Source organism: Picosynechococcus sp. PCC 7003 (genome assembly GCF_001693255.1).
GTDB lineage: Bacteria > Cyanobacteriota > Cyanobacteriia > Cyanobacteriales > MRBY01 > MRBY01.
Genome location: NZ_CP016474.1, coordinates 2,841,346 through 2,856,284 on the forward strand (window position 1 = coordinate 2,841,346; position 14,939 = coordinate 2,856,284).

9 protein-coding genes and 1 pseudogene are annotated in these 14,939 nt (G+C 52.6%); 7 read left to right on the forward strand and 3 right to left on the reverse strand.

The window, feature by feature from the left end; all coding sequences use genetic code 11:
- Positions 1-8: 8 nt before the first annotated feature.
- From AWQ21_RS13510 to AWQ21_RS13530, 5 genes are all read left to right on the forward strand, one after another.
- Positions 9-1,013 (forward strand): DUF1822 family protein, encoded by a 1,005-nt coding sequence (locus AWQ21_RS13510; protein ID WP_065714984.1) that lies wholly within the window; start codon positions 9-11, stop codon positions 1,011-1,013.
- Complete coding sequence (locus AWQ21_RS13515) at positions 979-4,299, forward strand: CHAT domain-containing protein (RefSeq protein WP_083998028.1); 3,321 nt, start codon at positions 979-981, stop codon at positions 4,297-4,299. The genes AWQ21_RS13510 and AWQ21_RS13515 overlap by 35 nt, the downstream gene beginning before the upstream one ends.
- 19 nt (positions 4,300-4,318) lie before the next feature.
- Positions 4,319-5,485 (forward strand): hypothetical protein, encoded by a 1,167-nt coding sequence (locus AWQ21_RS16430; RefSeq protein WP_065714986.1) that lies wholly within the window; start codon positions 4,319-4,321, stop codon positions 5,483-5,485.
- 4 nt (positions 5,486-5,489) lie between these two features.
- Positions 5,490-6,656, forward strand: a complete 1,167-nt coding sequence (locus AWQ21_RS13525; protein WP_065714987.1) for a TonB family protein — start codon at positions 5,490-5,492, stop codon at positions 6,654-6,656.
- A 121-nt stretch (positions 6,657-6,777) separates the two neighbouring features.
- Positions 6,778-7,605 carry a hypothetical protein gene (locus AWQ21_RS13530; RefSeq protein ID WP_083998030.1) on the forward strand — a complete coding sequence of 276 codons (828 nt, stop codon included), beginning with the start codon at positions 6,778-6,780 and terminating at the stop codon, positions 7,603-7,605.
- Positions 7,606-7,702: 97 nt separating this feature from the next.
- Here AWQ21_RS13530 and AWQ21_RS16065 read toward each other — a convergent pair.
- Positions 7,703-8,543 (reverse strand): annotated as a pseudogene (locus AWQ21_RS16065) (IS630 family transposase).
- Between the two features lie 64 nt (positions 8,544-8,607).
- Complete coding sequence (locus AWQ21_RS13545) at positions 8,608-9,060, reverse strand: EVE domain-containing protein (RefSeq protein ID WP_065714988.1); 453 nt, start codon at positions 9,058-9,060, stop codon at positions 8,608-8,610.
- A gap of 182 nt (positions 9,061-9,242) precedes the next feature.
- On the opposite strand from AWQ21_RS13545, the gene AWQ21_RS13550 reads away from it, so the two are divergent.
- Together AWQ21_RS13550 and AWQ21_RS13555 are read left to right on the forward strand one after the other, a co-directional pair.
- The gene (locus tag AWQ21_RS13550) at positions 9,243-10,976 is read left to right on the forward strand and encodes an ABC-ATPase domain-containing protein (protein ID WP_065714989.1); all 1,734 of its coding nucleotides are present in this window, start codon (positions 9,243-9,245) and stop codon (positions 10,974-10,976) included.
- A 290-nt stretch (positions 10,977-11,266) separates the two neighbouring features.
- Complete coding sequence (locus tag AWQ21_RS13555) at positions 11,267-12,667, forward strand: ABC transporter substrate-binding protein (RefSeq protein WP_065714990.1); 1,401 nt, start codon at positions 11,267-11,269, stop codon at positions 12,665-12,667.
- On the opposite strand, the gene selD is transcribed toward AWQ21_RS13555, so the two are convergent.
- Positions 12,664-14,859: a selenide, water dikinase SelD gene (gene selD / locus AWQ21_RS13560; RefSeq protein ID WP_065714991.1), complete on the reverse strand. Its 2,196-nt coding sequence runs from the start codon at positions 14,857-14,859 to the stop codon at positions 12,664-12,666. The genes AWQ21_RS13555 and selD overlap by 4 nt on opposite strands.
- Positions 14,860-14,939: the final 80 nt, after the last annotated feature.

Consider the following 14,939-nt stretch of genomic DNA (forward strand, 5'->3'; position numbering starts at 1 on the left):
GCCCCAAAATGTTCACCCAATCTGAATTCCGCCTACTGATCCCCGAAGAAATTACCCTCAGCGAGCTTGACTATGCCCTCGTCCAAACCTGGCCCGATGGAAATTTGCCAGAAGCCGACCAGTGGCAAGCCTATCTAAACGGCCTGGGGTTAGTGGCCTTTGAAAATTGGCTTGGCGATCGCCTCCCAGAAAAACGTCGCCAGCGGGATCTTTCTCACCTGCCCCAGGTGGCCTACGTGACCGTAGGAGGTTTTAAAGTTTGTCTTTTGGCCCAGAGCGATTACCTCGACGAACAGGTGTTCTGGCCCCAGGACTATCTTGAACAGCCGGAACTCGCCGCCCATTTCTACGGCATTGTCGAAGTGGATGAAGAAGCAGAAACCGTCATTCTCAGAGGGATTAGCCGGGGCGATCGCCTTCAAACCGCACCCAAACGAGATGGTCATTATCGCCTCAGCCTCGATCATTTTGATGCGGAACTGAACCATTTCCTCGCCGACTGCCGTTACCTTTCCCCCGCCGCCATTCCTCTCCCTGTGAATGTCTTCGCGGAACTGAAAGCCCAAGTCACCGAAACTGCTACCAAACTCGGCAACTGGTTTGACGGGCTCCTCGACCAAGGCTGGCAAGCCCTGGATCAACTCATGATGCCCGAAGCCCAGCTCGCCTTTGCGACCCGAAACTTGAGTGAAGATATCCAAGCCGGTAAGCTTCTCGATCTCGGCTTGAGCCTGGGCAATGAACAGGTGGTTCTCCTCGTTACCCTCGCCCCCAGTGACGAAGACGATAAAGTTCGCATCCAAGCGCGACTGCTACCCTTTGAGGCAGAGTATCTCCCGGCAGATTTAAGTATTTCCCTCAAATCAAAATCTGGCAAGGTGCTGCAAACGATCACCAGTCGGCAACAGGACAGCTACATTCAACTCAAACCCTTCAAGGGTGTCCCCGGCAAAGTATTCCAAGTGGAGGTAAGCGGCGATGGTTGCACCGTCAACGAAACCTTTGAAATTTAATTGGCTCACCGACGCCAGCGTGACCATTTCCCTTGCGTTTGGTCGGGGCAGCCTCACCGAAGGCTTTCCGATGGTTACCGCGCAACTTTGGGAGATGGATGTTCCCTTGCCCCAGCAATTCGTCGGACAGCTCCCGCCTTTTCCAGACCTACTCAATAGTCTGCAACAGTGGCAAACGGTTTATCTCGCCCTCGCCCAACGGCTCCAATTGGGACGACAACAAGCCGAGGGAATACGCAGCTTTGATGAAGACGACGATGATTTTGAGATCGAAGAAGACGCCGTTACCCATGTGTCCCAGGTCAGCTTTGAAGATTTGTCCCAGCGGCTCCAACGGCAACTGAATGAATGGCTCCTCAGCCCCGGATTTACGCCCATTGTCCAGGCATTGCGATCGCATCTTTCCCCAGAGATGCCCCTGCGGCTGATTTTGCAGACGGACGACCCGCACCTGCACCATCTACCCTGGCAGGGTTGGCAGTTTTTGGTGGATTATCCCCTAGCGGAAGTGGCCCTCAGTCAGCCCCAGTTCCACCGTTTAAAAGAAATTACTCCCCAGAAAAAGCGGCAACGGGTACGAATTTTGGCGATCCTCGGCAGTAGCCAGGGCATTGACCTCGCCGGCGAACAGGAACAATTGTCAGCCATTCCCGATGCGGAAGTGCAGTTTCTCGCGCAACCCTCCCGCCAGGAATTTGATACGGCCCTCTGGGATGACCAGGGTTGGGATATTTTATTTTTCGCGGGCCACAGCCAGACAGAGCAGCAAACGGGCCGCCTTTATCTCCACGACGGGCCAGAACACCGCAGCTTAACCCTGGAGCATTTACAGGAAGGCCTCCGCACGGCCCTGGAACGGGGGTTACAGTTGGCAATTTTCAATTCCTGTGATGGGTTGGGTTTGGCGAATAGTTTAGGTAATCTCCAGATTCCCGTGACCATCGTGATGCGCGAACCGGTGCCGAATCGAGTCGCCCAGGACTTTTTTCAGCGTTTCCTCGAAGGTTATGCGATCGCCCAATTACCTCTTTATCAGGCGGTCAAACAGGCCCGGCGCCAACTGCAAGGCTTGGAAAATGATTATCCTGGGGCGGCTTGGTTGCCAATCATTTGCCAAAATAGCGCCCTCCTGCCCCCCACTTGGTTGCAACTCGGTGGTTTACCTCCCTGTCCCTATCGTGGTTTAAATACCTTCCAGGAACAGGATGCAGCCGTTTATTTTGGGCGGGAAAGTCTGCGGGAACAGTTGGTAGAACGACTCCAAAGCCAACCGCTATTACCGTTGGTGGGTGCGTCCGGTAGTGGGAAATCGTCCCTCGTTTTTGCGGGAATTGTGCCCCAGTTACGGCAGGATGCCCGGTACGATTGGGCGATCCAAGTGATGCGCCCCGAAAATGATCCTGTGGCAAGGTTGGCCCATGCTGTGGCGACATGGCAGCCTAATCTTTCAGAAATAGATTTATGTCGTGCTTTTCAAAAAGATCCCCAAAGTTTGGCGACAGCGTTAAGCCAAATTCAGCAAACTCAACCAGGACAAACCCGCCGGCTGCTAGTTATTGATCAATTCGAAGAGCTTTTTACTCTCAATGGCCCAGATATTCAACGACAATTTTTAGACCTGTTGGTGACGGCCATTGAAGAAGCCCCCCAATTTACGGTGTTATTGACCCTGCGGGCGGATTGTCTCGGGCCAGTGCTGGAACATCCCGACCTGGGGAAACTCTGGCAACGGCATGAACCAGAATTTCTTTTACCCCTATCTGTAGAAGATCTCCAGGCGGCGATCGCCAAACCGGCTGCTTTAATGGGTGTCCGTTTTGAGCCGGGTTTAGTCGATAAAATCATCGACACGATCCAGGATCAGGCAGGCAATTTACCCCTGTTGGAATTTGCCCTGACTCAACTGTGGCCCCACCAGGAACGGGGTTGGCTCACCCATGCCGCTTACGAAAACCTAGGGGGAATTACCGCCGCCCTCCGGGACTATGCTGAAGAGGTTTATGGCAAGATTTCCCCCAGCCAACGGCCCCAGGTACAAGCCCTCTTTTTACAACTGATCCAAGTGCGGGAAGGAGCCGAGGCCACCCGACGCATTCTGCCGAAAACAGAGGTGAAAGAATGGCCTCTCGCATTGCAATTGGCGACAGAACGGCTTTTGACCACCAACCGCGACTCAATCCGGGGCACAGAAACGGTGGAAATTGTCCATGAAGCCCTGATTCGCCATTGGCATCGTCTCCAGGGCTGGATTGCGGATAACGCTGATTTCCTGCGGTGGCAGACCCGTTTAAATAATGCCATTGAACAATGGGAAAGCCACAATAACAGCGACGGTTATCTATTGCGCCAAGCGCCCTTGGTGGAAGCAGAATTTTGGCTGGATAAAAGTCCCGATCGCCTCAGTGATGCCCAACGGTTTTTTATTCATCTGGGGCTGGATTTGCGCACCCAAGAGGAAACGGCGATCGCCCTACGGCAACAGCGGGAATTAGACCAAGAACGCCAAATTCGGCGGGGTGCCCAAAAACTGGCGGTGCTTTCTTCTGTGGCCTTGATGTTGCTGAGTTTGGCCGGGGGCTGGACCTGGTGGGAACGGCAGCGTTCTCTACAAATTATCGAGACGGTTTCGATCAATAGTGCGGCGACGACCCCGGCATTGCTGCGGGATTTACCTCGTTTCCTCACCATTGCCCAACGGCGGCAACAAACGGGGGACTTTGATTTGGCGATCGCCTATTATCAGAAAATTTTGCAGGAAGTCGCCAAGCTCCAGGAGCAGCCTGATTTAGCGGCGGCCCAACAGCAGCAACTGCAAAGCCTCGCTAGCCAAACAGAAGCTCAATTAGTGGCGGTGATCCAAAGCGAAAAATTGCCCGCCCTAGAAACCAGCCTCGCCCAAGGAGAATTTGGTAGCCTTAAACCCGAAACAAACCTGTTGGACTACGAAAACCAGTACACGCCCGGGGCACTCCAGGAAACTTATGGCCTCCTTTTACGTCCCCAGGGAGTATACGCCGACCGCAACCAGGACGGAGAAATTAACCACAGCAGCGAGGCGAGCCAACTGCCCTGCGACCTTTTGCAACGGATTGAAACCCTCTGGCGTGACCATACCGATCAACAATGTGGTTTCTATGGCGATCGTTCCTTTTATGCGGCCCCGACCTGTGCGCCCCTCCAAGGAAGAACGTTAACAGAAACGATTTTTGTGGGCGATTACCAGGCGATCGCCGCGCAACTCCAACAATGTCAAGTGGCCCCAGCCGCTGCCGACCCCTATGAATAATCACGGAGGAAAGAAAAAGATGACGCCCCCTAAAATTGCCCTCCTCGCCAGTTTCTGCTGTTTAGGACTCGCCCCCCTCGCCGTGGCAACCCTGCCCCAGGCCAGTCAAATTGTCTCGGTGCGGGGCAACTATCTGATGGTTCAACGGGGGAATCAACGCCCCAACTTTGCCCGGGTGGGCGATCGCCTGGAAAATCGCAGTCAAACCCTCCTTGTGCCGGGCAATAACTACTCCCTAGCGCGGTTATCTTTTATTGGAGGCGGTCAAAATTATGCCGGTTTAGCGGTGCAAGCTGGCCCCGATCTCCAGCAGACCCATTATCAATTTCCCTGTGTGGTCAGCCGAGGCAAAGTCACCCTCAGTTGGCGTCAGGGGAACAATCGCGGTTGTGAAGAAGGGATTTATCTCAGTCCGAATCGCAACAATAACAAAGGCTTAAAACAAACAGAAAAAGAAAAAGCTTCAACGAAAGGTATGGAAGGGATCGTTATCCAACCCAAGGACAGCAATGAAGTGATTCTCCAGGCCCGTACCCTTGGCGATCGCCAAATTGTGGATGCCCTGGTTGGGGAAATCACCCTTACTTCAGCCGCCCATCCCAGTGGTTTTACCCTCCAACCCGGCCAACGCTATAGCCTCGATGGCAACAATCCCAGTGCGAGTCCCCAGGTGGAGCCGATCAATGCAGCGGCCATTCTCAATTCCCCCGAATTGCAGGAATTTTTAGATCCCAGCAGTTGGATGATGACCGATGACGCCATTGCTAAGACTCCAGATGTCCCTTTGCCGATTCGTCCCCCCGTCCGGCAACCTTCTAGCGGAGAAACCTTTAACCCAGAGAATGGTGGCTTCTGCGATAACTACTTCAGTGCGCTCCAGAACTTTCTCCAAGAAGCCCAAAGCATCGTGCCCGGTGTTTGGGACTTTGCCAATAATCCCTATGCATTGTTAACCCAACCGGAAACTAATTGGTTTAACGAAGGGACGCTCCCCGATGAGCCGCAATTAAACCGACTGCGTCAACGGGCGACGGACTTTATTAATGAGTTTGAGCGCTGTCAATTTGCATTGCCGAATTTGCCCACTGATACCGAGCCTGAAAACAGTCCCAACGATCTGCCCCCTGAAAATCCAGATTCAGATCTATCCCCAGAAATTTATCCCGATACTTCTCCATACCAATAGAACAATGCGACCATTTAAACCGATTACTTTAGTCAATCTCACCCTGTTTGGCCTATTGGGTCTGACCTCTCTACTCCAGGCCAGCACCCCCAATGCCAGTCAAATTGCCTCCCTCCAAGGCGATCGCCTATTACTCCAAAATGGCAACCAACGCCCCAACCCAGCCCGGGTGGGCAATCGCCTCACGAACCAAAGTCAGGCTTTGATTGTCCCCGGCAACAACCGTTCCCTAGCGCGTCTCGCGTTCGTGGGGGGTGGCCAAAGTTATGATGGCCTCCTGTTACAAGCGGGGCCAGATCAACAACAAACTGAATACCGTTTCCCCTGCGTCATTGTCGGCGGCAAAGTAACCCTCAGTTGGCGTCAAGGTAATAATCGCGGCTGTAAATATGGCGTCCATCTTAGCCCCGGGCTCAGTGCGGCGGCCCCCAAACAACAGCAGAAACCCAGTGCTACCAATAAGCAACTGCCCCAAGGCACCCCAGAAAATAAAGAAGCCTCTCTCACCATTCAACCCCTCGGCAATGATCCCATTTTGCTCAGGGCCGTTGTTGATGATGATCTCCAGGCAATCGAGACGCTCCAGGGGGAAGTTTTAATTATCTCGGCCCAATACCCAGAGGGTCTGCGCCTCCGTAGTGGTGAGCGTTATTTCAATTTGGGTGACGGCCAAGATCAAGTGGAGCCCTTTAACCCCACCGAGGCGATCGCCAATTCCCCAGACTTACAAGAATTTTTAAACCCAGAGATTTGGCGCGAGTCCCAATTACCTGCCCCCGTTTCCCAGGACATCAACAATCACCTGATCGCGTTTCAGGATCTCAATCAAAATACAGCCGCCACCGATACCCCAGACATGACCGACTTGAGTTTAGCTTGCCAGGCTGAGGTGGATTTTTATCTAGCGAACCTCAAAGCTACCATGGGGAATACCTGGCGGCCTCCCTATCCCCCATCTCCAGGGGTATGGCGCACCGAAGTCAGCTATCTACTCACCAAAGATGGTCGAGTCCAAAATCTCCAGGTGGCCCAATCTAGCGGAGCCAACATTATCGACCAAGCGGCCCTGAGCCATGTGCGTACCCTCGAACAGCGATTCGAGCCGTTCCCCAGTTGCTATCCCTACGAAGCTTTGCCCGTCGATAACAACTTCACCGTCCGTTACCAATAGGAGCATTTAGCCGAAAAACTGCATCAGTTCCCCAAGCCAGTAACTACTACCCAGCATCGAGCCAAGGTGATGATTCTCCCGCACCCCTCGAAGCCGATTTTTTTTACTGGAAGAACCTGCCATGTTGTTTCAATCTCCTTTTTGCCAACGCCTCCTTAAGTCTGCGACGATTCCTTTTCTGTCTCTTTTGGTGATGGGCACCCCAGCCCCCGCCTTTGCGAATCCCCAAGGGGCGATCGCCGAGCCTTCCCTCGAAGTCCAACTGCAACAACTCAAAGCCCGCCTCGTTGGCCTCGAAGCCCGCACTGGCAGCCCCAACGACCCAGCAACCCAAACCGTTGCCGTGGCACCCATTAACTCTTCCCCCAATCATCAGTCCCCTACCCCGACGACCATTGCGACGCCTCCGGTAGCCCCCGCTGCCCCCACGTCCCTCATGGCGAAACTTAGTCCCGCCAGTGCAATTTTGGTGAACTTTCCCAGCGCTGTCGTTGTCGATGTCGGCCAGAAAGATGACTATCCCCTGACCCTGCCGTTGTTCCAAGACCTCCGGAGTGCTTCTGGAGAACTGCTTGCTCCGGCCAATACCCCCATTACCCTAAGGGTTAAACCCCACAAAGATGGTGCGATTCTGGTGGCTGATTCGATTATCGTCAACGGCCAAGTGGTTAATATCCAGGCCCAAAGCAGCACGATGATTCCCGGTCGTACCGTCACCCAGCGCACTGCCCAGGAGATGGCGAGACAAAACAGTGCCGTTTGGGGGAACCTGACGACCTCCTTGGCTGGGGCGGCTGGCACAAGTATTGGAACTCAACAACAGTTTGGTTTCCTCGGCGCGGCGGTGGGGATTCTCTCCGGCATGGGTTCCCCCGATGACCTCCGGATCGTCGAAATTCCGGCAGGCTCTGTGCATCTCCTGCAAGTCCAAGTCCAGAATCAGAATTAAATTTGGCGTCACTTCCAGCAAGACAAAATTTAAGGTTTTCACGGGTAAAAGGTTTGGGAATCACCTTTTATAGTTAATTCAAATAAGTTCTAGAGGATTAAGGGTCATCGCAATAATCTCTAATAAGCTGGTCAAGACTGGTTCCCTCCGGCAAATATTCCCTTCTCTTCTTGAGAGCAGCAAAATCATGTTCTATTTTGTTGAAATCTGGGGAGTACTTTGGCAGAAACTTGACGATGTGACCCTTCTGGTCGGCGAGTTCCCTTATCCTGCTTTTGCGGTGAATTGGAGCATTATCCATGACTAATATTGAGTTCTCCTTCAGCTGCGGCATCAACCAATGGGATAACCATGTCTCAAAACAGATGGCATTCACGCTTCCTGTGACCAACATCGGGGCAATCATCTTGCCCTCTTGTCGAGCGGCCAACAGATTCTCTCGCTTTTCGCGTTTTCCTGTCCTCTCTCCAAATAATTTCTGACCTCTGGGTGCCCATCCATGTCTTCGATGCACGCGGTTATCGAAACCTGATTCATCGATAAAGGCTAATTTCTCTGCTCCTACCCTTTGGAGTAACTCTCGTAGTTCTCTGAGATATTGTTGCCGTTCTCGATGGTTACGCTCTCGATATTTTTGCTGTTTTTTTTCTCGTTATCTTCATCTGTTTGAGGGCATAATGCATTGAACTTGTGGTCACCCCAAAGTGCTTGGCTCTATCGAGCAGTCTTGCTTCTGGATACTGCCTGACATGCTCGGCGACTGCTTGCCAGTCGAGCTTACGACGACGACGATTCACTACTGTTGGTTTCAGGTCGGGACGCTTGAGCCAACTATAGACTGTCGCTTCTGAAACTTCATAGCGTCTTGCAGCCTCTGCTTTGCTGCCGCCAGAGCGGACAAAGTTCACCACTCTTGTTCTGAGGTCTAAGCTATACATCTTTTTCCTCCATTCTTTATTCGAATTTACTATACCTTTTTTTGTGGCAAGAAGGGGAGTTTATCTAAGACACCATCGCCAGGAGTCGTTCAGCAATTGTTTCAGGAACGGGCATCACCGACAGGCGATTACCACGCCGCACCACGGTAAATTCTTCGGGGGTAAAGCTTGCTTTGAGTTGATCTAGGGTAATGATTTCGGCAAAGGTTTCCTGGTAGCCCACTTCGACGGTGTACCACCGGGGTTTTTCTGGCGTTGCCTTGGGGTCGAAATATTTGCTCTCTGGGTCAAATTGGCTCGGATCAACCAGATTCGTTTGGGTGACAGCGGCTAAACCGACAATGCCAGGGGGTTTGGTGTTGGAGTGGTAAAAGAAGAGGCGATCGCCTTTTTCCATTTGCTGTAAAAAATTGCGGGCTTGATAGTTCCGAACGCCATCCCACAGTTCTGTCCCGTCGGCCGCCAGATCCGCCAAACTATATTCACTGGGTTCTGATTTAATCAACCAATAGCGCATGGATGCAGTGATGATACGAAAACAACAATTGCAAGAATCACGTTTACTGTAGCGTGTTTTGGCCAGGAAGCAGGACAATTTCTTGGGGGAAAATTTGGGTTGCATCGGCCCGAACGTGTACTCTGAGAAGCATGTCATCCGTTTCTCAGTCACTCGATTTTAGTACGTTTGCCCGTTGATCTATGAAAAGCCAAGCCGATCTTTCCGCGCTCCTGTTTGCACTCGATAGCCGGGGATATAAGGCCTACAAACAAATAAAAGGGGAATATAGCTTCCCAGACTTCACGCTGATCATTGATTACGTCCAGGGCGATCCCTTTGCGGCTCCCACCCAGTGCAGTGTGATTGTCCCCCAGGCGATCGCCCAATTTCCCCCAGCCCTCTACAACAGCCTCAGTCGCGAAATTGCCCTACGGGATTATCTCACTCGCCAGTTTTATCAAGTGGCTAAAGACTTTAGTGGCTTCCGGGGAACGGGCAAAAGCGGCTTGATCCAAGGGGTAGAACCCGCCCAGGAAATCTTAGAACGCACTGCTGTATTTATTGATGACCAGGACTTAGAAGTTCGTTTTTGGGTAGGCTTACCGGCCAAGGGACGATCAATTTTAGGCCGCCAAGCGGAGGAAATGCTGTGCTATGACCTGCCCCAAATTGTCCAAAAATCCTTACTTTTTGAGAATCTCAACGCCACTGCCCTGAAAACCCACATCGAAACCAGCGAAGATGCCGACTGGATCCGCAGTGAACTGGCGAAACGGGGGCTTGTTGCCTTTATTGCGAATGGCGCAATTTTACCCAGACAGAGCGGCGTCGATGCCCATCCTTTAACAGAAAATGTGATTCCCTTCCAGAGTCCCCCAGAACTGACAGTAAGTTTTGACTGCCCGAACCATGGCCCAATCACAGGAATGGGGATTAAACAGGGCATTACCCTGATCGTTGGCGGCGGCTACCATGGCAAATCAACGCTGCTCAAAGGGATTGAATTAGGCGTGTATAACCATCTGCCGGGGGACGGGCGGGAATGGGTAATCACCGATGCTAACGCCGTAAAAATTCGCGCCGAGGACGGACGTAGCATTGCCAGTGTTGATATTTCGCCGTTTATTAACCAGTTACCCCAGGGCCAATCGACCCAGACTTTTTCGAGCAATAATGCCAGCGGTAGCACCTCCCAGGCCACCAACATTATCGAAGCGTTAGAAGTGGGAGCAACGGCTTTACTGCTGGATGAGGACACATCCGCCACGAATTTTATGATCCGCGATCGCCGCATGCAACAGCTCATCCACAAGGACAAAGAACCGATTACCCCCTTTGTGGATAAGGTGCGCCAACTCTACCAGGATCACGGGGTTTCAACGATTCTCGTAATGGGTGGCAGTGGCGATTATTTCGATGTGGCCGATACGGTGATCGCCATGGATAACTTCCAACCCCAGGACGTCACCGCCACCGCTAAACAAATTGCGGCCAGCCACAAAACTGAAAGACTCCTAGAAGGGGGGGCACAATTTGGCACCATTACCCCCCGCATTCCCGCCGCCGAAAGCATTGATGCCAGTCGGGGAAAACGGGCCGTCACCATTAAAGTGCGGGATACCAGTCGCCTTGGGTTTGGCACCGAAGACATTGATCTCAGCGCTGTGGAACAGTTAGTTGAAACGACGCAATTGCGGGCGATCGCCTTCGGCATCATTTACGGTCGTGATCGTTATGGCCAGGACAAGCTCACCCTCACAGAAATGTTGAACCGAGTTTTAGGCGACATCGAAGCAGAAGGGCTTGATATTCTCAGTGAATATCCCCAGGCTGATTTGAGCTATTTTCGTAAATTTGAACTGGTCGCCGCCCTCAACCGACTGCGATCGCTGGCCATTATCCCCCAGAGCGAAAGCCGTAAGGATGCCTTGTAATGGTGAACAAATAGCCCAATCGCTCCAAGATGATTTTCTACTTTTTGGGAAAAATCTAGTACCCAATGGCAGCAATAATAAAGGCATTCCAAGCGATCGCCGTTGTCCCCCAGGCAAAATATGATCGCTTGATTCGCAATGTCATTTTGGTCTTTGTTTCCCAGAAATAAGCGGCAGGAAGACGCCACTCAAAAAGATTTATGGTTTCTTTGGCGATGAAGTAACGTTTTGGCGGAATTTTTCGGCACAATCACAGTAGAGGCATTTGGTCGTCGAGGAGAGAAAAAGCCATGGCAAAAAAGAATGATACGGCAGCATTATTGGGCGCTTTAGTCATTACTTTGGGTTTATTAGGGGCAGGGGGCTGGTGGTTCCTCAATCAAAATCAATCTCTCCAGCTACCGACGTCCTTGGGGGATGTGATTGGGCGCGGCGAAATGACAAACCGCCTCAGCCGGGGGGAAAGATTACTGTTACAAGGCGATCGCCAACCGGACAAAGAACAAGGCATTGCGGCCTATGGGGCAGGAAATTTCCCAGAAGCAATTCGGCTCTTTCAAGCGTCTCTCCAGGCGAGCCCCAACGATCCGGAAACGCTGATTTATCTGAATAACGCAAAAATTCAACAGCAAACCGCCAATCCCCAGGCGATCGCCGTAGTGGTTTCTTTACCGGTAGATACGGACACAAACGGCGCGAAGGAAATTTTGCGGGGCGTGGCCCAGGCTCAGAAGGAAGCCCTCGATGGGGGTCGGGGGTTTTTGGTGGTCATTGCTGACGATGATGGCGATCCGGCGATCGCCGCTGAGGTGGCCCAAGCCCTTGCAGATCAAACGGACATTTTGGGGGTGGTTGGGCATTTTAGTAGTGATACCAGTTTGGCGGCGGCTGCAATCTACGAAGCCCAGGGCCTTGTGATGATTTCCCCCACGAGTACAGCAGTGTCCCTTTCTACGGCAGGGGATTATATTTTTCGGACGGTGCCGAGCGATCGCTTTACGGGGACAGCCCTGGCCAATTACCTCTTGGATCGGCTCAACACACGCCAGGTGGTGGTCTTTTTCAACAGTACCAGCGGCTACAGTAATTCCCTCAAAGACAGCCTCACCACAGAACTCTTTACCCGGGGCGGCACGGTGGTGGCCGAGGTGGATGTAAGCCCAGGGGGATTTAATGGTGCCCAAGCATTAACGGACGCGAAAAATAAAGGGGCAACGGCGATCGCCCTCGTGACCGACACCCCAACCCTCAATCAAGCGCTCCAAATTGTCCAGGTGAATGAAAACCAGTTGCCTATTGTCGCTGGGGATAGTCTCTACAAGCCAGAAACCTTACAAATTGGTGGCCATGACGCGGTAGGAATGGTGGTGGCGATCCCCTGGCACATCCTGAACCATCCCAATGGCACTTTTACCCAGGTGTCCCGCGCCCTCTGGGGTGGCGATGTGAACTGGCGCACGGCTCTCAGTTATGATGCGGCGATCGCCCTCATGACAGGCATTCAGCAAAGCCCCACGGCAGATCGCCAAGGTTTGCAACAGGCCCTGGCCAATCCTGATTTTTCCGCAGCGGGGGCCGCCCAAACCGTCCAGTTTCTCCCCTCCGGCGATCGCAACCAGGCTTTAGAAATGGTCACCGTCCAACCGGGGCAACGGTCGGGCTTCGGCTATGATTTTGTGCCGGTTCCCTAGGCGATGCTGATCTGGGCTTGGCTTGTTGGGGGATTAACGATCCGGCCAATGATTGCGCTTTGGGCATAGCCGTTGCTTTGTAAGGCTTGGAGACAGGCCTGGGCATTTTCTGGGGCGATCGCCGCCAAGAGGCCGCCGGAGGTCTGGGGGTCAAAGAGTAGTTCGTATTCTGGCCATTGCCGTTGGGTTGGAGCGACTTGAATAAACTGTTCTGCGGTGTGATTTTGAGGCGCGAGGGAACTGGTAAAACCCCGTTGCAGGGTCTCCCTAGCTCCGTTGAGGATTGGCAATTGGTCAAGGTAGAGTTCCGCACTAAAATCCTTGGGTTGCAACATTTCCAGGAGATGGCCTGCTAACCCAAATCCGGTTACATCGGTACAGGCTGTGGCCCCATGCTTCCGTAAAATTTCAGCGGCGGTTTTATTCGATTGCACCATAGAAGCGATCGCCCCATCGAGCCAATGGCCTTTGGCTTGTCCTTGCATTTCTGCGGCGAAAAGAGTCCCTGTGCCCAAAGATTTTGTCAAAATCAGCAATTGATCTGAATTCACCTCTGTTTTGCGCCAAATTGCGTCTTTTTGCAACAGGCCATTGCAGGTTAAACCTAGTCCCAATTGATCTGCTTCATTGGTATGGCCACCGATTAGGGCAATCTTGTCTTGATTTAAAACTTCGACAATCCCTGCGAGCAATTGTTGCAAGATTCCCTGCTGCACCCTGGCTTTCCCGTGGGGCAATGTGGCGAGCACGAGAACACTGTGGGGAGTTGCGCCCATGCTGTAAAGATCACTCAAGCAATGGTGGGTGACAATTTGGCCGAGTAAAAAGGGGTCATTGATTAAGCTCGGAAAATAATCGATGGTTTGGACGAGGAGTTGATCCTTGGGAATTTGAATAATCGCCGCATCATCGGGCTGCTCTAGGCCCACGACCACATCAGCGTGGGTAGGTAAGTGTAAGTTCTTTAAGCTGCTCGTTAAGATATCTTTGCCGACCTTGGCACCGCAACCGGCACAATACATTTTGGGTTGTTCTGCCGACAGGGATTGGGTTGTCTGGGACATTTGGGGCAGGTCAGAAAATTGCGCCATAAATTTGCGGTCGATGTGGTCTTTCCAGCGCCACAACAGAGGCGATCGCCAACTCAATTTTCCCCAAGTCGCAAAAGCTTGTTTGTCCCCCGTGCCAATGAGGGCAAGGTAGCGTTTTTGGGGATGGTAGGCCGCTGGTGTTTCCCCCAGGATGGCCCGCTGTACATTTCGCAGTAACGGTTTCCCTTGGCGCACCGCAAAAACCCCTGCTTTGGGTCGCGGTTCGTCGCGCATGGTGGCAATATCGCCAGCGGCAAACACAAAGGGATGGGATGGCGATCGCAGGGTTTGATCGACCAGTACAAAACCCCGATTGTCAGTTTGCAGACCGCTTTCCCTGAGCCAAGATGGTGCCGAAGCCTGGGTCACCCAAATCACTTTGCCCGTCAGCACCAATCCCGACTGACACCGTACCCCTGTGGGGGTCACCTCAACGACTGTTTCCTGGAGATGAACTTGGACATTCCGCCGTTGCAGCAGCTTTTGTGCTTGGCGACTGACCCCAGGATTTTTGTTTGTGCCCATGAGTTGGTGGCCCCGGTGGACGAGGTGCAACTCTAATAATTGGGGAGAAGCTAAACGTTGACCGAGGGCATGGTGAATATTAAAGGTGAGTTCTGTACCCCCAGCCCCGCCACCGACAATGATGATCCGTTGGGGTTGGTCGGGCGCTTGGGTCGTAGCATCGAGGATTTTTTCCCAAGCGTCGAGAAATTGGGGAACAGGTTTGGCGGCGATCGCATAGGCTTTTACCCCAGGGATGGTTTCTGTTGCCGGGGTACTGCCAATATCCAACGAGAGATAGTCAAAGCGGACAGGGGGACGGTTTTCACAATGGACAACTTTCTGGGTGAGGTCGAGACCAATTACTTTATCTTTCAAAAAGTCTGCCTGGGCAAAATGGGCCAAGCGCCGTAGATCAATGTGGGTTTGGGTATAGTCATAGAAACCGGCCACGTAGCCCGGGAGCATGCCGGAATAGGGCGTGTAGGTGACATCACTAATGAGGCTCAGGCGGACATCGGCCCGGGGTTGCATCCCCCACATTCTCAAGGCGATCGCATGGCTATGACCTCCCCCAACAAAAACAACATCGCTCATAATGTGAACCTTTTTTCCAATTGTTTACAGCTTATGGGGAGAATTGTGAGGGGTAAACCCAGCAACTTTAAAATTAGAGA